Here is a 14957-nt window from a genome sequence, read left to right on the forward strand (position 1 = left end):
CGGCGCGGGGCCGGGCCGACGGCCCCGCCCCGCATCCAGGACGCCGCGGGCGCGGTCTTCGGCCACGGCTTCGTCGACGCCATGGGGCCGACGCTGCTGGTCTCGGTGGGGGTGCTCGCGCTGGGCGTGGCCGGCTGCCTGTTCGTCAGGAGGCTCGACGGCGCGCCGGCCGACCCGCACGGGCTGCCGATGACCGACGAGGAGATCGCGGCGGCCGACGCCGCGGGCGCGGGCGGTGGTGCCGGCGCGGTCGCCGGCCGACCGCGGAACGGGTCGTACGCACGTTCGTCAAATACCGTCTGGCCAGCGGACTTTGTCAGTGCCTGGCAGTAAAATGGACAGTGTTCGTCAGGGTCGGCCGACGCCGCAGGAGGATGCCGATGGCTGTTGCCGTACTGTCCGCGCCGAAGTCCCCACTCCCCAGGAAGCCGTTGCCCGCAGGTCGTCCGCGCGCCTGGTACGTCGCGCACAACCGGCGGCTGAAGACCATGCGCCTGGTCATAGCCCTGCTCGACGCCGGAATCTACGAGCCGGGCCAGGCCGGCAACCGGCGGATCCGCGACACCGCGGAGCGGATCGGCGTCCACGAGCCGTCCGACACCACCTGCCGCATGGTGCGCACCCTGCTGGTCTACGGGCGCTGAGCGGCCGGGCACGCCGGTCCCCTCCCCGCGGAGGGGACCGGCGGGTCAGGTCTTGCGGTAGGTGTACGCGTCCGCCGCCGCCGCCGCGACCGCGTCCAGGTCGGCGCCGGTCGAGGCGGTGACCACCGCGGCGACCGCGCCCTCGAGGAAAGGCGCGTCCACCAGCCGTGCCCCCGAGGGCAGTTCGTCGTCGGCCAGCAGCGCCTTGACGGTGAGGACGGCGCTGCCCAGGTCCGCCAGCACCGCCACACCCGCGCCGCGGTCCACCGAACGGGCCGCCGCGGCGATCAGGTCGGAGCTGGTGCCGAGCCCGCCGTCCGGGCCGCCGCCCGCCGGGGCCACCGGCACGTCGCCGCCGCCCCCGGTCAGCCCCGCCGCGAGGTCCGCGACCGCGGTGGCCACCTGGGCGCTGTGCGAGACCAGCACCACACCGACCAGCGGGCCGCTCATCCGTCCTCCCGGGCGGTGTCGGCCAGCGCCGCGATCAGCAGCGCCGACGAGGTGGCCCCGGGGTCCTGGTGGCCGATGCTGCGCTCACCCAGATAGCTCGCCCGGCCCTTGCGCGCCCGCAGCGGGATGGTCGCCTTCGCGCCCTCGTCGGCCGCGGCAGCCGCCGCCGCGAGCGCGTCCGCCGCCCCGCCGCCCGCGTCCAGCGCGCCGGTCAGCGCGTCCAGGGCCGGCAGCAGCGCGTCCAGCATGGTCTTGTCGCCCGGCACGGCGCCGCCCAGCGCCGCCACACCGTCGACCCCGGCGCGCAGCCCGTCGCGCAGCCGGGCGGCCGGCACCGCCTGCTCCTCGCCGAGGTCCTTGCCCGCCCGCCGCAGCAGCGTGCCGTACAGCGGCCCCGAGGCGCCGCCGACCGTGCTGATCAGGGTGCGCCCGACGAGCACCAGCACACCGCCGGGAGTCTGCGGCGGCTCCTGCTCGACCGCCGTGCGCGCGGCCAGGAAGCCGCGCCGCATGTTCGTACCGTGGTCGGCGTCGCCGATGGGGGAGTCCAGCTCGGTCAGCCGGGACGCCTCGCGTTCCATCACGGAGGCGGCCGTGTCCAGCCAGCGGCGCAGGAAGGCCGCATCGACCGGCGCCTCGGGGTCGGGGGTTGCGTTCATCGCGGTTCGCGCGGTCCTCTCGCCGGTGGTACGGGATATTCGCCGGTGGTACGGGATAGGTGCCGGTGCGCCGGCGGCCCGGGTGGGCCGCCGGCGGCCGGAGTCAGCAGCCCCAGCGCAGGCCGGGGGTCGAGACCGGGGCGTCCCACAGCCGCAGCAGCTCCTCGTCGACCTGGCAGATCGTCACCGACGCACCCGCCATGTCCAGCGACGTCACGTAGTTGCCGACCAGTGTGCGGGCCACGGGTATGCGCCGCTCGGCCAGCGCCCGCTGGACCTCGGCGTTGAACCCGTACAGCTCCAGCAGCGGGGTCGCGCCCATGCCGTTGACCAGGACCAGCACGGGGCCGTCCGGGTTGAGGTCGGAGACCACCGCCTCGACGGTGACGTCGGCGATCTCGCCCGAGGTCATCATGGCCCGCCGCTCCCGGCCCGGTTCGCCGTGGATGCCGACGCCCAGCTCCAGCTCGCCGTCGGGCAGGTCGAAGGTCGGGCCGCCCTTGGCCGGGGTGCTGCACGCGCTGAGCGCCACCCCGAAGCTCCTGGACGCCGAGTTGACCTGCCGGGCCAGTGCCGCCACCCGGTCGAGGGGAGCCCCCTCCTCCGCGGCGGCGCCGGCGATCTTCTCGACGAAGAGCGTCGCGCCCGTACCGCGCCGGCCGGCGGTGTAGAGGCTGTCGGTCACGGCCACGTCGTCGTCCACCAGGACGCTGACGACCTGCACGCCCTCGTCCTCGGCCAGCTCGGCGGCCATCTGGAAGTTCAGCACGTCACCGGTGTAGTTCTTCACGATGAAGAGCACCCCGGCGCCGCTGTCGACGGCGGCGGCCGCCCGTACCATCTGGTCGGGCACCGGGGAGGTGAAGACCTCACCGGGGCAGGCCGCGTCCAGCATGCCCTTGCCGACGAAACCGCCGTGCAGCGGCTCGTGCCCCGACCCTCCGCCGGAGACCAGCCCGACCTTGCCCTCGTAGGGGGCGCCACGCCGTACGATCACGCGGCGCTCGATATCGACGGTCAGCTCGGGATGTGCGGCGGCGAAACCGCGCAGCGCATCGGCGACGACGTTCTCGGCGACGTTGATCAGCATCTTCATCGGCTACTCCCGTCCGCAGGACTTATGGAGATCTCCAGACTACGTTTTCGGCGCCGAGCGGGCACCACGTGGGGCAGGAACGGGGTCCTGAGGCCCTGTCCCGCGGGGTGCCCCCGCGCCGTTACCGTGGGCCGCAGAAGGAGGCCGCGATGCGCGAGGCTGACCCGGGGCTGTTCGGACCCGATTCGGTGACCTGGCAGGTGCACGCCGACCCGGTGATGTGGGTGGCCGGCATCAGGGCGCTGTACCTCCAGGCCCTGCACCCGCAGGCGGTCCGCGGCGTCGTGCAGAACTCCGACTTCCGGCGGGACGCCTGGGGGCGGCTGCTGCGGACGGCGTCCTTCGTCGGCACGATCACCTACGGCACCACCGCGGCCGCGGAGAAGGCCGGCGGCAGGGTCCGCGGCATCCACCGCAGGCTCGGGGCGACCGACCCCGACACCGGAGAGCGCTACGGCGTCGACGACCCCGCTCTGCTGCTGTGGGTGCACTGCGCCGAGATCGACTCGTACCTGCAGGTCGCCCGCCGATCCGGCTACCCGCTGACCGACGCGCAGGCCGACGCCTACGTGGACGAGCAGCGCGAGGCGGCCCGGCTGGTCGGCCTCGACCCCGCAGGCGTCCCGGCCGGCACCGGGGAGCTGGCCCGCTACTTCGACACCGTACGGCCGCAGCTGGCGGCCACCCCCGAGTCGGACGAGGTCACCCGGTTCCTCAAGGCGCCGCCGGTGCCCTGGCCGCTGCTGCCGGCCCGGCTCGCGGTGTGGCAGGCGGTGGCCGGCACCGCCAGGGCCGCGCTGCCGCCGTGGGCGCACGAGCTGTACGGCCGGCCGGCGCCCTCGCGGGCCGCGGCAGACCGGCGGCTGCGTACGGCCGGCCGGGTGCTTCGCGCCGTGCCCGAGCGGCTGCGCTGGAAGCTGCCGCCCGGGCACATCCTGGGGGCCATGGACCGGCTCGGCCCAGGAAGCCGCCCCTCCGCGCACCGGCTGCGCCGGCCGCAGGCGCCGAGCTGAGGCGTTATGCCCTGATGCGAGGTGCCGTGCGCCGCCCCGCGCGGCCATACTGGTGGCGGGGAAGCACCGAAGACCACGGGGGCGGCACGCGATGGCGGCGGGACATCACGGGAACCACCAGGGACCGGGCGGCGCGGAGGAAGCGGAGCACAGCACCCTCATCCAGGGCCGCTACCGGCTGCACGAGCTGATCGGGCGCGGCGGCATGGGCGAGGTCTGGCGTGCCCTCGACGAGTCGCTGGGCCGCAGGGTCGCGGTGAAGTGCCTCAAGCCCGCGGGCCAGGCCAGGGACGCCGGGTTCACCCGCATCCTGCAGGAGCGCTTCCGCCGCGAGGCCAGGGTCGCGGCGGCGCTCCAGCACCGCGGCGTCACCGTCGTCCACGACTTCGGCGAGCACGACGGCGTGCTCTACCTGGTGATGGAACTGCTCGACGGCCGCAACCTGCTCCAGGTGCTGGACGACGCCCGCCGGCACCCGCTGCCCGTTCCCGACATCATCGACATCGCCGAGCAGGTCGCCGACGCGCTCGCGTACACCCACGCCCAGGGCATCGTCCACCGGGACCTGAAACCGGCCAACATCATCAGGCTCAGCGACGGTGCGGTGAAGATCTGCGACTTCGGCATCGCCAGGCTCGGCCACGACATCGGCTTCACCTCCCGGCTGACCGGCACCGGCGTGGCCATGGGCACCCCGCACTACATGTCGCCCGAGCAGATCGGCGCGTCGGGTGAGGTCGACCACCGCAGCGACCTGTACTCCCTGGGCTGCGTGCTCTACGAACTCGCCACCGGGGCGCCGCCGTTCGACCTCGGCGACACCTGGGCGATCCTGGTCGGCCACCGCGACAACGTGCCGGAGCCGCCGCGCGCCACGCGCCCCGAACTGCCGGTGGACCTGGAGCGCCTGATCCTCGACCTGCTCGCCAAGGCCCCGGACGACCGCCCGCAGGACGCCGCCGACGTCGGCGGCCGGCTCAAGGCGCTGCGGGCCGGCACGGGCAGCCCGCACACCGGAGCGGGTCCTGGGCCGGCCCGCGGCACCGCTGAACTGCCCGGCTGGGCACGGCAGTTGACCACGGGCAGCGCGGCGGCCTCCACCCGCTCCCGGCACACCGTCAACGCGCCGCGCCACGAGCTGACCGGCGCCTGGTCCACCCGCGCCCTGCAGGCGGGACCGCGCCCCGGCGTGCTCACCGAACTGGCCGACCGGCACGCCGAGGGCATCGACCTGGCCCGGGTCGGGAACTGGCGCCAGGCCTACGACCTGCACACCGCGGTGGCCGCCGCCCGCGACCACGCCCAGGGCACCGAGCACCCCGACACCCTCGCCAGCCGCTACGAGGCCGCGTACTGCCTGACCGGGCTCGGCCGTACGGAGGAGGCGCTCCAGCTCTACGCCTACGTCGGCGAGACCCGCGCCCGGGTGCTCGGCCCCGACCACCCCGACACGCTGGCCGCCCGGCACGAGGCGGCCTACGCCCTCGGCCTGCTCGGCCGGCACCTGGAGGCGCACCAGGAGTACGCGGAAGTGCTCGCCGCCCGGGTCCGCACCACGGGACCCGACCACCCCGACACCCTCCAGTGCAAGCACAACCTGGCCTTCAACCTCGGCCGGCTGGGCCGTACGGCGGAGGCGCACACCATGGCGGTGGAGGTCGCCGAGGCGCGCACCAGGGTGCTCGGCGCGGAGCACCCGCAGACCCTCGTCACCCGCTTCGAGGTGGGCCACCTGCTCGGCGCGTCCCGCCGCTGGGCCGAGGCGCTCGACGTCTACCGCGACGTGGCCGCCGTCAGGACCCGGGTCCTCGGCCCCGGCCATCCCGACACCCTCGCGGTGGACTACGAGATCGGCATCTGCCTGGGCCGCCTGGGCCGGAGCGCGGAGGCGCTGACGCTCTACGAGAACCTGGTCGAGGCCAGGACCAGGACCGCGGGCTCCACCGACGCCGAGACGCTGCGCGCCCGGCACGCGCTCGGCGTCAACCTCGGCCGGCTGGGCCACTGGGAGCGGGCGCTCGCCGAGGCCCGCGACGTGGCCGCCGTACGCGAACGGGTCCTCGGCCACGTGCACCCCGACACGCTGGTCAGCAAGCGGGAGATCGCCGTCGGCCTCGGCTGGCTGGGCCGCTGGTCCGGGGCGCTCACCGTCTACCACGAGGTCGCCGACGCCCGCGAGCAGGTGCTGGGACCCGCCCATCCCGACACCCTGACCAGCCGCAACGACGAGGCGCAGTGCCTGGAGCAGCTCGGCCGCAGCGCGGAGGCGCAGATCCTCTACGACCGGGTCGCCGCCCAGCAGCAGAACGGGCCGCAACGCCTGTGACGCCGCGGCCCGGTTGGGCCGAGCGCGAACAGCCGTGCCCCGGCGCCGGGGTGCGCACTACTGTCGCCGACATGAACGAGGTGCGGGAATACCAGGTCCACGGGGTGCGGCTGGTCTGCGAACTGGCCGGGCCTGCCGACGGTCCGCCGCTGCTGCTCCTGCACGCGCTCGGCGAGGACCGCGGGTCGTGGTCGGCGGTCGGCGGCGCGCTCGCCGCGGACGGCTGGCGCACCATCGCGCCCGACCTGCGCGGCCACGGCGACAGCGACCACCCGGGCGACTACGCGTTCGAGGCGATGCGGGACGACGTCTTCGGGCTGCTCGACGCGATGGGCGTCCGCCGGGTCACGGTGGTGGCGCACTCGCTCGGCACGGTCGTCGCGTCGCTGGTCGCGATGGACCGGCCGGAGCTGGTGGACCGGCTGGTCCTGGAGGAGGGTCCGCTGCCCTTCCCCGCCGACCCGCCCCGCCCCGAGGTCTCGGGACCCGGCCCCGAACCCGTGAGCTACGACTGGCGGGTCGTCGCCGAGGTGGCCCGGCAGCGCAATGCGCCGGCCGCGCGGCATTGGGACGGGCTCGCGGAGATCACCGCGCGGACGCTGATCATCGCCGGCGGCCCGCTCAGCCACCTCCGCCAGGACCAGCTGGCGCTGGTGGCCGAACGCATCCCGGACGCCCGCCTCACCACGATCGAGGCGGGCCACATGATCCACGACACGCGCCCCTCGGACTACCTCGCCGAAGTCCGCGCCTTCCTCCAGCCGGCCTAGCCCCCTGCCGGGGGCTGCCCCTTGCGGGCGGCCTGCCATCTTTCGCCCGGTGGGCGACCGGGCTCGCAGCTCCCCGAGCCCCTGAAAACGCTCACCCTCTGCGCAGAGGGCAACCCCCCCCAGGGGCGCGGGGAACCGCGCGTCAAGCCACGACGCGCCGGAGGATGCGAGCCCACCGCAAGGGGCAGTCACCCAGGGGCGCGGGGAACCGCGCGGTCAGCTCACCACAGGCCAGGGCGCGGCCAGCGCACCGGCAGGGTTGGCGCGGAAGACGGATTCGGCAGCGGCGGAGCCGAGTTCGTGGATGAGGCGGGGCCGCAAGGTGCGCAGGAGGTAGCCGGCCCCAGGCCCCCCGCCGGGGGACGTCGTGTCGGCGCCGAGCAGCAACTGGTCGGTGTGACCCGCCGCCGCGAGGGCGACAAGGCTGTCGACCAGCCACGCATCCGTCGCGTGATGCGCCCTGCTCGGCCCGTCGAAGGCGAGGTACGCCCCCGCGGCGGCCAGCTCCCGGTGCACCCCGGCGTCGGGGAACCGGTTGAGGTGCCCGAGCAGTACGCTGCGGGCCGGCACCCCGAGTTCACCGTGCAGCAGTCCGAGCACGTCGACCGCGGCCGTCCCCATCTCGTGGTGGACGCCGATCGGCGCCCCGGTGGCGTGATGCGCCTGCGCCGCCGCCGCCATGACCCAGCGGGTGTGGTCGTCGAGGCCGTGGAACATCCCGGCGACCTTGATCATCCCGGCCCTGGCGGCGGTCCGCGCACCGCCGGGGCCGTCGCCCGCGATCATCCCCTCGGTCAGCTCCGCGGTGAAGAAGGCCGCCAGGCCGTCGCCGCGGCGCAGCCGCCCCAGGACCTCGGCGTCGTAGTGCACCGCCTGGTGGAGGCCGGTCGCGGCGATCACGTGCACCCCCGTGGCACGTGAGACCGCGACCGCCTCCGCGGGCCTGCGCCCCATCCCGAACGGGGTCCACTGTGCCAGCGCCTCGCCGCCGAGAGCGCGGAAGCCGGCGACGCGTTCCGTCGCCTCTGCCGGGTCGTCGAGCTGCGGCCCGGGCATCGCGGGGCTGGTCAGGAACAGGTGGTCGTGGGCGTCGCACACCCCGAGCGCGGCGGGCTCGATGTCGCCGAGCACCGTACGGACCGCGGTCATGCCTGCTCCTCCCGCTCACCCAGCACCGCGGCCGCGACCCGCAGGCCGGCCAGAGCCTTCGGCAATCCGACGTACGGCGCCAGATGCACCATCACCTCGACGATCTCCCGGGCCTCGACGCCGATCCGCAGGCTGTTGCGCACGTGGTCGTCCAGTTGGGGCTCCACCCCGCCGAGCGCGGTGAGTGCCGCCAGCGTGGCGATCTGCCGGTCCCGCAGCGCGAGGCCCTCGCGCTGGTACGTGCCGCCGAAGAGGCTGGTCACTATCCAGTCGGGGAAGCCGGGGGCGAGCGCTTCGAGCCTGCCGAGCGTGCCCTCGACGGTCTCGGGCCCTGCGAGTTCGCCCATCAGCCGGTAGCCCGCCTCGCGGTCCACCGTCGCCTTCTGCATCACCACTGCCGTCCCGTTCTGATGTCGTCGACTTCCGGCTGCGAAAGGTGCAGTACCTCGTGGCGGTCCTCGCCCGGCACCTCGGGCGCCGCGTCCTGCCACAGCGTGAAGCGCAGCAGCTCCCAGTGCCGCGGGTCGACCAGCAGCGCGGCCGAGTGCAGCCCGGGCCGGTCGGCGCTGCCGGCCAGCTCGTCCAGTGCGCGGGTGATCGCGGCGGCCGGGTCCTCGCCGGCGGCGATCGGCTCGGAGCGCCGGGCCGCGGCCCGCGGGAGGGCGCCGAAGGACGGGCCGCGGAAGAAGCCGAGTCCCGTCCAGTGCTCCACGACCGGGCGCCCGAAGTCCTCGACGAGGCCGTGGAATCCGGGTCCCCACAGGAAGCTGTTCATGCCCTCGGCGGAGTTCCACAGGTAGAAGGGCGCGTACTGGTTGACCGGGGAGCCGTCCACCCCCCGCTCCCGGATCAGATACGCCTTCAGACCGAGCCCGGGGAAGCCGTCCAGCAGGTGTCCCCTGGTGGCCACCCGGTGGCGGATGATCTTCATGTCGTAGTCGGCGGGCAGGGTGATGCGGTAGTTCATCGCGTGCACGGGTGCTGGCTCCCCACGGAGATGTGACGGGCGTACGGCCGGGACGTCGGAAAAGGCCCAGGCATCTCGGGCAGTTCAGGCATCGGGCGCGGCCTGCGCGGCCAGCAGCGCGACCGCGCCGCGTACCGCCCGGTCGAAGGGCTCCTGCGAGCCGGCGGCGCGGGCCAGGACGTAACCGCCCTGGACGACGGCGACGATCGCGGCGGCGGTGTCGTCCGGGTCGAGGCCCGGGCGCAGTTCGCCGCTCGCCACCCCGTCGGCGACGATCCCCGCGAGGCGGCCGGTCAGCCAGTCGAAGGTCTCCTGGACCGGCTCCCGCAACTGCTCGCTGGCGATGACGTCCGGGTCCATGGCCATCCGCCCGACCCGGCAGCCGCGCAGCGCGTCGCGTTCCCGCAGCAGATAGGCGGCGGCCTTCTCCTGCGCGGTGCGGCCGCCGGCCAGTTGCGCCTCGGCCTGCGCGCGCAGCTGCTCAGCGCTGCGCCGCATCGCCGCCACCGCGAGGTCGGGCTTGCCGCGGAAGTGGTGGTACATGCTGCCCTGCCCCGCGCCCGCCCGCTCCTGGATGGCCTTGGGGCTGGTGCCGACGTAGCCGCGCTCCCAGAGCAGTTCCCTGGCGCTCTCGATCAGGCGTTCCGATGTCTCCATGACGGTAGTGTACATACTAGTAGGTACAGAAACCGGCGAGTCCGGAGCGGCCCGCCCCCGTGCCGTACGCACGCGGGCCGCTCCGGAGGTGGCCGAACGTCAGCCGAGCACGGCGGAGTTGGACGCGCCCGATGTCGTCAGGCCCGCCTCGCCCGCGCCCGCACCCGGGGCGCCGTGGGTGACCAGGCCGCCCTCACCGCCCTGGACGATCACGACGCCCCCGCCCGCCTTGCCGCCCTTGGGCGGCAGCGGCGGCAGCGGCGGGCACCCGCCCTTGGGGACGACCGAACCCTTGGGCGCGGGCTTGCCGTTGATGTAGACCTTGCCGTTCACGACCTTCACCGTGATCTTCCCGGCGGTCCCCTTGCCCGGCTGCCCCGCCTTCCCCGGCTTCCCGGTCAGCGGGGGCAGCGGCGGCAGCGGGGGCAGCCCGGTCTTGCCGCCGCCCTTGCCGCCGTGCCCCTCGATCCGGATCACGCAGACGACCTTCGGCCCGCCGCCCTTGTGGCCGGGCGCCGCCTTGGCGGGCTTCGCGTGGGCCGCCCCTGCGGTCGCGGACTGCGCGGTCGCGGCCCCGCTGACCGGCGCCGTCGCCACGCCGGTCAGGCCGAGCCCGGCGGTGAGCGCGATCCCCGCGAGGATCCTCTTCTTGTCCATGGTCTGGTCACTCCTGTGGAAGGTTCGCCGCGATCGGTCGATCCGGCACCGAGCAGCCTCGCCGCGGACGGCTGAAGCGGACCTGAGGACCCGACAGATGATCTTCATGTTCGCCTTAGGTACGGCCCTGCACGCTGGCCGCGTGCGCATACTCGTGGTGGAAGACGAACGCAGGCTCGCGGAACTGCTCAGCGACGGCCTGACCAGGGAGGGCTTCGCGGTCGACCTCGCCCACGACGGCCGCGAGGGGCTGTGGATGGCCACCGAGCAGCCGTACGACGTGATCGTGCTCGACGTGATGCTGCCGGAGCTGAACGGCTACGAGGTCTGCGCCCGGCTGCGCGAGGCCGGCGTGTGGACGCCGATCCTGATGCTCACCGCGATGGACGGCGAGTACGACGAGGCCGAGGCGCTGGACACCGGCGCCGACGACTACCTGACCAAGCCGTTCTCCTACGTGGTGCTGCTCGCCCGGCTGCGGGCGCTGGTCAGGCGCGGGCTGCGGGAGCGGCCCGCGGTGCTGTCGGTGGGCGACCTGCGGGTCGACCCGGCGGGGCTGCGGTGCAGCAGGGGCGATGTGCTGATCGCCCTGACGCCCAAGGAGTTCGCGATCCTGCACTGCCTGGCCCGGCGCGCGGGCGAGGTGGTGCCCAAGTCCGAACTGCTCGCCAGGGCCTGGGACTTCGCCTACGACGGCGACTCCAACGTCGTCGAGGTCTACATCAGCGCCCTGCGCCGCAAGATCGACAAGCCGTTCGGCCGTACGACGCTGAGCACCGTGCGCGGCGCCGGATACCGGCTGGAGGCCTGAGATGGGGGTACGCCTGCGGACCACGCTGGCCGCGACCGCCGTCGTGGCCGCCGCCCTCGCACTGGCCGCCGTTGCGCTCTTCAGCGCGCTGCACACCAGCCTGACCGACTCGGCCAACGCGCTGGCCGCACAGGACGCCGACCACAAGGCCGCCGTCCTCCTGACGAAAGGACTGGGAGCCGGCGGGAAGGTCTCCGGCGGCGGCGCCACCGCCCTCCCGCCGGACCCGGGGCTGCCGGGGGACCTGGTGGGGCCGCCACCGGGAGCCCCGCCCGGGGAGGGCGGCGGTCTGGTGGTCATCAGCCGGAGCGTGGACACCGGGTCGGGGAGGGTCACCGTCATGGGCACCGCCTCGCTGGCCCCGGCCCGCGCCGCCATGCGCACCCTGACCGCCGTGCTGGTGCCGGGGATTCCCGCGCTGCTCGCGCTGGTCGCCTGGCTCACCTGGCTCGCCGTCGGCCGGGCGCTGCGGCCGGTCTCCGCGATCCGCGCGAAGGTCGCCGACATCACCGCCCGCGACCTGCATGAACGGGTGCCGGAACCGGCGTCGCGCGACGAGGTCGGCGCCCTGGCGCGTACCGTCAACGCCACCTTGGACCGGCTGCAGACCGCGGTCGGCGCGCACCGGCAGTTCGTCGCCGACGCGGCCCACGAGCTGCGCAGCCCGATGGCGGTGCTGCGTACCCGGCTCGAACTCGCCCGCCCTGTCGAGCGGCGGCTCGCCGCGGACGCGCTCGACGACGTGCAGCGGCTGCAGACCCTCACCGCCGACCTGCTGCTGCTCGCCAGGCTCGACGCCCGCGAGCCGATCCGCACCCGGGAGACCGACCTGGCCCAGATCGTCGCGGAGGAGGCCGCCCGCGCCCGCCCGCGCACCGACGTCCAGGTGGCCCTGCGGCTCACCCCCGACCTGCTGGTCGACGGATCGCCCGACCAGCTGCGGCGCCTGGTCGCGAACCTGGTCGACAACGCCGTACGCCACGCGGCCGGTTCCGTGACGGTCGCGCTCACCCACGAGGCCGGTTCGGGCCAGGCCCGCCTCGACGTCACCGACGACGGCCCCGGCATACCCCCCGAGCACCAGGCCACCGTCTTCGACCGCTTCACCCGGCTCGACCACGCCCGCACCCGCGACACCGGCGGCTCGGGCCTCGGCCTGTCCATCGCCCGCGACATCGCGCTCGCCCACCGGGCCACGCTCCAGGTCGTCCCCGGTCCCGCCCCCGGCGCCAGGCTGCGCGCGGTCTTCCCGCTGCGGACCGCGGCGCGCTGCTGACCGTGCGGTGTGCGGGCCCGCCGGGACCGGGCCCGCGCACCGCACGGGCCTCATCCGGCCGCGAACTCCACCTCGGCCGCGGTCACCACGGTCCCGAACCGCGGAAAGTCCAGGGACACCGCGGCCCGGTGCTCCGCCGCGGTCAGCCCCGACATGGCGTCCTCGGCGAAGACCAGCTGGTAGCCGAGGTCGGCGGCGGCCCGTGCGGTGGACTCCACGCCCAGGTTGGTGGCGACGCCGGCCATCACCAGGGTGTCGACGCCCAGCGCCCGCAGCCGCTCGTGCAGGCCGGTGTCCTGGAAGGCGCCGATCGTGTGCTTGACGACGACGATGTCGCCGTCCTGGACGACGCCCTCGGCCAGGTCGCTGCCGGCCGGCTGCTCCCCGGCTCCCGGCCGCTGCGCCCGGACGGCCACCACCGGGGCGCCCGCCTTGCGGAAGGCGGCCGCCAGCTCCAGCACGGCATCGAGCACCTGCGGCCCTGACAGCGGTGCCAGCGGCAACGCCACGATCCGGTCCATGAGGTCGATCGTGACCAGCGCGGTGCGTGCCGGGTCGAGGCCGGGGGCGAGCGGGGACTCGCGGGCAGGCCCGGCTCCCTGTTCGTGATCATGTGCGGTCATGAGCGGACCCTACCCGCAGGCTCCGGCCGCCCGCCGGGTGTTCACAAGGCTGCAGGACCGCTCGCAAGCGGTCGCGGGACCGGGCCTCCCGCGATCACGTACGGGCTGCGGCGGGCGGCTTCCGTCATCTTGTGTCGGCGTGCGCCACGGCCGATAGGCTGGAAAGGAAGGACGATGCGGGAGGAGAGCGGACGTGGCGGAAAGCACCACAGGACAGCCGTTGGCCAACGGGAAGAAGCCGCAGCTTGATCTGGCGGATGCGGAGTGGCTGTCCAGCAGCCAGGGCAGCGGAGACGTGCAGATCGCCTTCGTCGAGGGCTACATCGCGATGCGGGACGGGCGCCATCCCGACGGCCCGGCGCTGATCTTCACCCCCGCCGAGTGGCGTGCCTTCGTTCTCGGCGCGCGCGACGGCGAGTTCGACCTCACCTGACGGCCCGTCGCCCGGGCGTACGGCGTGGCCGTACGCCCGGCGAACCGCGGGTCGGTCCTGCTAGGGCCAACTGCCCAGCTCCGGGAGCGGATCGCCGGTCAGCGGGCGCGCCGGCGCCCGTCCGGCCAGCCACGCCGCCAGGTCGGTGAGCCGCCCGCCGACCGCCACCGGCTCGCCCCTGCCCAGCGTCCAGGAACGGTCCGCGTCCACCGCCGTCAGCGTCAGCTCGGTCCCGTACGGCACCCGTACGGCGAGGAAGTCGACCAGGTGGACGCACAGTTGCGGCGGCCAGCGGTCAGGCCCCGTGCCCAGCAGCGCGTCCGCGGTGTGGATCTCCAGCTCTCGCCACCAGGCCAGCCCCGCGGTGCGCACGGTGCTGTCACGGTAGGACACCTGCCGCTGCCAGTCGCCGGGGCCGACCGCCGACCAGGACGCCTCGGCCTCGTCCAGCGCGTCCCCGACCGCCGCGGCCAACTGCGCGGCGCTGCGGCCGTGTCCGGCCTCGATCGCCGCGTCACGTGCCGCCCTGCCGCCGTCGTAGACCTCGACCAGTCGGCCGCGCAGCGCGTACCGCGCCTGCCGGGCCAGCGCCCGCGCGACCCCTTCGATGTGGGTCAGCAGATGCCCGCGGGTCCAGCCGGGCAGCGCGCTCGGGGCGCGGGCCGCGTCCTCGGTGAGCCCGGCGAGCAGCCCGCGCAGGTGGACCTGGCCGGCGGACAGCGCGGACTGCAGGTCGAGGTCCTCGGAAGGCGCCTGTTCGGTCACGGCCACAGCAGTCCCCGCTTCCATCCGTCGTCGGTGCGCGTGTAGTTCACCCGGGTGTGCCGGCGGTCGCGGTCGCCCTGCCAGAACTCCACGCTGTCGGGGCGCAGGGTGTAGAGCGTCCAGCCGGGGGAGACCAGGCCCGGCTCGCGGTCGATCCGTGCGGCGGCCTCGCGTACTGCCGCGTCCCTGGTGGCCAGGTCGGCCAGCGGGGTGCTCTGCAGGCCGAGCAGCGCCTCGGCCCGGGCGCCGGGGGAGCGGGCCAGGAAGTCCGCCGCGCTCGCGTCGTCGCCGCCCGCGCCGACCCGGCCGCGTATCCGGACCTGGCGGGCCAGCGGCGACCAGTAGAAGGTGAGCGCCGCCGCCGGGTGCCCGGCCAGCTCCCGCCCCTTGCGGCTGCCGGAGTCGGCGGCGAAGTGCCAGCCGTCGGGCGAGACGTCCTTGAGGATGAGGACCCGGGCCGACGGGTCGCCGCCGGCATCGCTCGTGGACAGCGTCATGGCGTGCGGTTCGCGCACCCCGGCCCGCACGGCGGCGAGCAGCCAGTCGGTGAACAGCTCCCGCGGGTCGGCCGGCGCCGCGTCGGCGTCGAAGTCCGGCAGATCGCCCGAGAAGACGTCGAGCCCCCGCAGGAGTTCGCGGAGATCGGACACAGGCACCCCCT

19 protein-coding genes are annotated in these 14957 nt (G+C 74.8%); 8 read left to right on the top strand and 11 right to left on the bottom strand.

The features are described 5' to 3' along the window. Positions 1-81: 81 nt before the first annotated feature. Together NFU81_RS09110 and NFU81_RS09115 are read left to right on the top strand one after the other, a co-directional pair. Entirely contained in the window at positions 82-333 is a 252-nt protein-coding gene (locus NFU81_RS09110) for a hypothetical protein (RefSeq protein ID WP_251487178.1), read from the top strand. A 47-nt stretch (positions 334-380) separates the two neighbouring features. Beyond that, on the top strand, positions 381-644 hold the full coding sequence (locus NFU81_RS09115) for a hypothetical protein (RefSeq protein WP_251487180.1): 264 nt from the start codon (positions 381-383) through the stop codon (positions 642-644). 45 nt (positions 645-689) lie between these two features. Here NFU81_RS09115 and NFU81_RS09120 read toward each other — a convergent pair whose 3' ends face one another. From NFU81_RS09120 to dhaK, 3 genes are all read right to left on the bottom strand, one after another. Continuing rightward, positions 690-1094, bottom strand: a complete 405-nt coding sequence (locus NFU81_RS09120) for a PTS-dependent dihydroxyacetone kinase phosphotransferase subunit DhaM (RefSeq protein ID WP_251487184.1) — start codon at positions 1092-1094, stop codon at positions 690-692. Further along, a complete protein-coding gene (dhaL, locus tag NFU81_RS09125; protein WP_251487187.1) occupies positions 1091-1753 on the bottom strand; it encodes a dihydroxyacetone kinase subunit DhaL in 663 nt (220 codons plus the stop codon). The genes NFU81_RS09120 and dhaL overlap by 4 nt, the downstream gene beginning before the upstream one ends. A gap of 103 nt (positions 1754-1856) precedes the next feature. Then, positions 1857-2849 (bottom strand): dihydroxyacetone kinase subunit DhaK, encoded by a 993-nt coding sequence (dhaK, locus tag NFU81_RS09130; protein ID WP_251487190.1) that lies wholly within the window; start codon positions 2847-2849, stop codon positions 1857-1859. 149 nt (positions 2850-2998) lie between these two features. On the opposite strand from dhaK, the gene NFU81_RS09135 reads away from it, so the two are divergent. From NFU81_RS09135 to NFU81_RS09145, 3 genes are all read left to right on the top strand, one after another. Beyond that, positions 2999-3862: an oxygenase MpaB family protein gene (locus NFU81_RS09135; RefSeq protein ID WP_251487193.1), complete on the top strand. Its 864-nt coding sequence runs from the start codon at positions 2999-3001 to the stop codon at positions 3860-3862. Positions 3863-3953: 91 nt separating this feature from the next. Next, the gene (locus NFU81_RS09140; protein WP_251487196.1) at positions 3954-6188 is read left to right on the top strand and encodes a serine/threonine-protein kinase; all 2235 of its coding nucleotides are present in this window, start codon (positions 3954-3956) and stop codon (positions 6186-6188) included. 71 nt (positions 6189-6259) lie between these two features. Beyond that, a complete protein-coding gene (locus NFU81_RS09145) occupies positions 6260-6958 on the top strand; it encodes an alpha/beta fold hydrolase (protein WP_251487200.1) in 699 nt (232 codons plus the stop codon). A gap of 216 nt (positions 6959-7174) precedes the next feature. On the opposite strand, the gene NFU81_RS09150 is transcribed toward NFU81_RS09145, so the two are convergent. From NFU81_RS09150 to NFU81_RS09170, 5 genes are all read right to left on the bottom strand, one after another. Beyond that, positions 7175-8107, bottom strand: a complete 933-nt coding sequence (locus NFU81_RS09150) for a phosphotriesterase family protein (protein WP_251487203.1) — start codon at positions 8105-8107, stop codon at positions 7175-7177. After that, positions 8104-8496 carry a carboxymuconolactone decarboxylase family protein gene (locus NFU81_RS09155; RefSeq protein ID WP_251487206.1) on the bottom strand — a complete coding sequence of 131 codons (393 nt, stop codon included), beginning with the start codon at positions 8494-8496 and terminating at the stop codon, positions 8104-8106. Before NFU81_RS09155 ends, NFU81_RS09150 begins: the two co-directional genes overlap by 4 nt. Next, positions 8496-9083 (bottom strand): DUF4865 family protein, encoded by a 588-nt coding sequence (locus tag NFU81_RS09160; protein WP_251487208.1) that lies wholly within the window; start codon positions 9081-9083, stop codon positions 8496-8498. Before NFU81_RS09160 ends, NFU81_RS09155 begins: the two co-directional genes overlap by 1 nt. Before the next feature lie 75 nt (positions 9084-9158). Next, entirely contained in the window at positions 9159-9746 is a 588-nt protein-coding gene (locus NFU81_RS09165; protein ID WP_251487212.1) for a TetR/AcrR family transcriptional regulator, read from the bottom strand. An 84-nt stretch (positions 9747-9830) separates the two neighbouring features. Continuing rightward, positions 9831-10388 (bottom strand): hypothetical protein, encoded by a 558-nt coding sequence (locus NFU81_RS09170; protein WP_251487216.1) that lies wholly within the window; start codon positions 10386-10388, stop codon positions 9831-9833. A 142-nt stretch (positions 10389-10530) separates the two neighbouring features. Between NFU81_RS09170 and NFU81_RS09175 the strand changes: the two genes are divergently transcribed. Next, positions 10531-11199 carry a response regulator transcription factor gene (locus tag NFU81_RS09175; protein ID WP_251487219.1) on the top strand — a complete coding sequence of 223 codons (669 nt, stop codon included), beginning with the start codon at positions 10531-10533 and terminating at the stop codon, positions 11197-11199. Position 11200: 1 nt separating this feature from the next. Further along, positions 11201-12475, top strand: a complete 1275-nt coding sequence (locus tag NFU81_RS09180) for a sensor histidine kinase (protein WP_251487222.1) — start codon at positions 11201-11203, stop codon at positions 12473-12475. A gap of 50 nt (positions 12476-12525) precedes the next feature. On the opposite strand, the gene NFU81_RS09185 is transcribed toward NFU81_RS09180, so the two are convergent. Next, on the bottom strand, positions 12526-13098 hold the full coding sequence (locus tag NFU81_RS09185) for an isochorismatase family protein (RefSeq protein WP_251487225.1): 573 nt from the start codon (positions 13096-13098) through the stop codon (positions 12526-12528). Positions 13099-13291: 193 nt separating this feature from the next. Between NFU81_RS09185 and NFU81_RS09190 the strand changes: the two genes are divergently transcribed. Continuing rightward, on the top strand, positions 13292-13531 hold the full coding sequence (locus NFU81_RS09190; RefSeq protein WP_251487228.1) for a DUF397 domain-containing protein: 240 nt from the start codon (positions 13292-13294) through the stop codon (positions 13529-13531). 60 nt (positions 13532-13591) lie between these two features. Here NFU81_RS09190 and NFU81_RS09195 read toward each other — a convergent pair whose 3' ends face one another. Both NFU81_RS09195 and NFU81_RS09200 read right to left on the bottom strand, forming a co-directional pair. Continuing rightward, on the bottom strand, positions 13592-14296 hold the full coding sequence (locus tag NFU81_RS09195; protein WP_251487231.1) for a maleylpyruvate isomerase family mycothiol-dependent enzyme: 705 nt from the start codon (positions 14294-14296) through the stop codon (positions 13592-13594). Next, the gene (locus NFU81_RS09200; RefSeq protein ID WP_251487234.1) at positions 14293-14946 is read right to left on the bottom strand and encodes a pyridoxine/pyridoxamine 5'-phosphate oxidase; all 654 of its coding nucleotides are present in this window, start codon (positions 14944-14946) and stop codon (positions 14293-14295) included. The genes NFU81_RS09195 and NFU81_RS09200 overlap by 4 nt, the downstream gene beginning before the upstream one ends. Positions 14947-14957: the final 11 nt, after the last annotated feature.

Source organism: Actinacidiphila cocklensis (assembly GCF_907177275.1).
Classification (GTDB): Bacteria; Actinomycetota; Actinomycetes; order Streptomycetales; family Streptomycetaceae; genus Actinacidiphila; species Actinacidiphila cocklensis.

What these genes read in the sequence shown, in the direction of transcription:
- dhaL (WP_251487187.1), bottom strand. Translation starts at nt 1,753, where the DNA reads ATGAACGCAACCCCCGACCCCGAGGCGCCGGTCGATGCGGCCTTCCTG.
- NFU81_RS09140 (WP_251487196.1), top strand. Translation starts at nt 3,954, where the DNA reads ATGGCGGCGGGACATCACGGGAACCACCAGGGACCGGGCGGCGCGGAG.
- NFU81_RS09145 (WP_251487200.1), top strand. Translation starts at nt 6,260, where the DNA reads ATGAACGAGGTGCGGGAATACCAGGTCCACGGGGTGCGGCTGGTCTGC.
- NFU81_RS09185 (WP_251487225.1), bottom strand. Translation starts at nt 13,098, where the DNA reads ATGACCGCACATGATCACGAACAGGGAGCCGGGCCTGCCCGCGAGTCC.
- NFU81_RS09170 (WP_251487216.1), bottom strand. Translation starts at nt 10,388, where the DNA reads ATGGACAAGAAGAGGATCCTCGCGGGGATCGCGCTCACCGCCGGGCTC.
- NFU81_RS09120 (WP_251487184.1), bottom strand. Translation starts at nt 1,094, where the DNA reads ATGAGCGGCCCGCTGGTCGGTGTGGTGCTGGTCTCGCACAGCGCCCAG.
- dhaK (WP_251487190.1), bottom strand. Translation starts at nt 2,849, where the DNA reads ATGAAGATGCTGATCAACGTCGCCGAGAACGTCGTCGCCGATGCGCTG.
- NFU81_RS09155 (WP_251487206.1), bottom strand. Translation starts at nt 8,496, where the DNA reads ATGCAGAAGGCGACGGTGGACCGCGAGGCGGGCTACCGGCTGATGGGC.
- NFU81_RS09150 (WP_251487203.1), bottom strand. Translation starts at nt 8,107, where the DNA reads ATGACCGCGGTCCGTACGGTGCTCGGCGACATCGAGCCCGCCGCGCTC.
- NFU81_RS09115 (WP_251487180.1), top strand. Translation starts at nt 381, where the DNA reads ATGGCTGTTGCCGTACTGTCCGCGCCGAAGTCCCCACTCCCCAGGAAG.
- NFU81_RS09110 (WP_251487178.1), top strand. Translation starts at nt 82, where the DNA reads ATGGGGCCGACGCTGCTGGTCTCGGTGGGGGTGCTCGCGCTGGGCGTG.
- NFU81_RS09180 (WP_251487222.1), top strand. Translation starts at nt 11,201, where the DNA reads ATGGGGGTACGCCTGCGGACCACGCTGGCCGCGACCGCCGTCGTGGCC.
- NFU81_RS09165 (WP_251487212.1), bottom strand. Translation starts at nt 9,746, where the DNA reads ATGTACACTACCGTCATGGAGACATCGGAACGCCTGATCGAGAGCGCC.
- NFU81_RS09135 (WP_251487193.1), top strand. Translation starts at nt 2,999, where the DNA reads ATGCGCGAGGCTGACCCGGGGCTGTTCGGACCCGATTCGGTGACCTGG.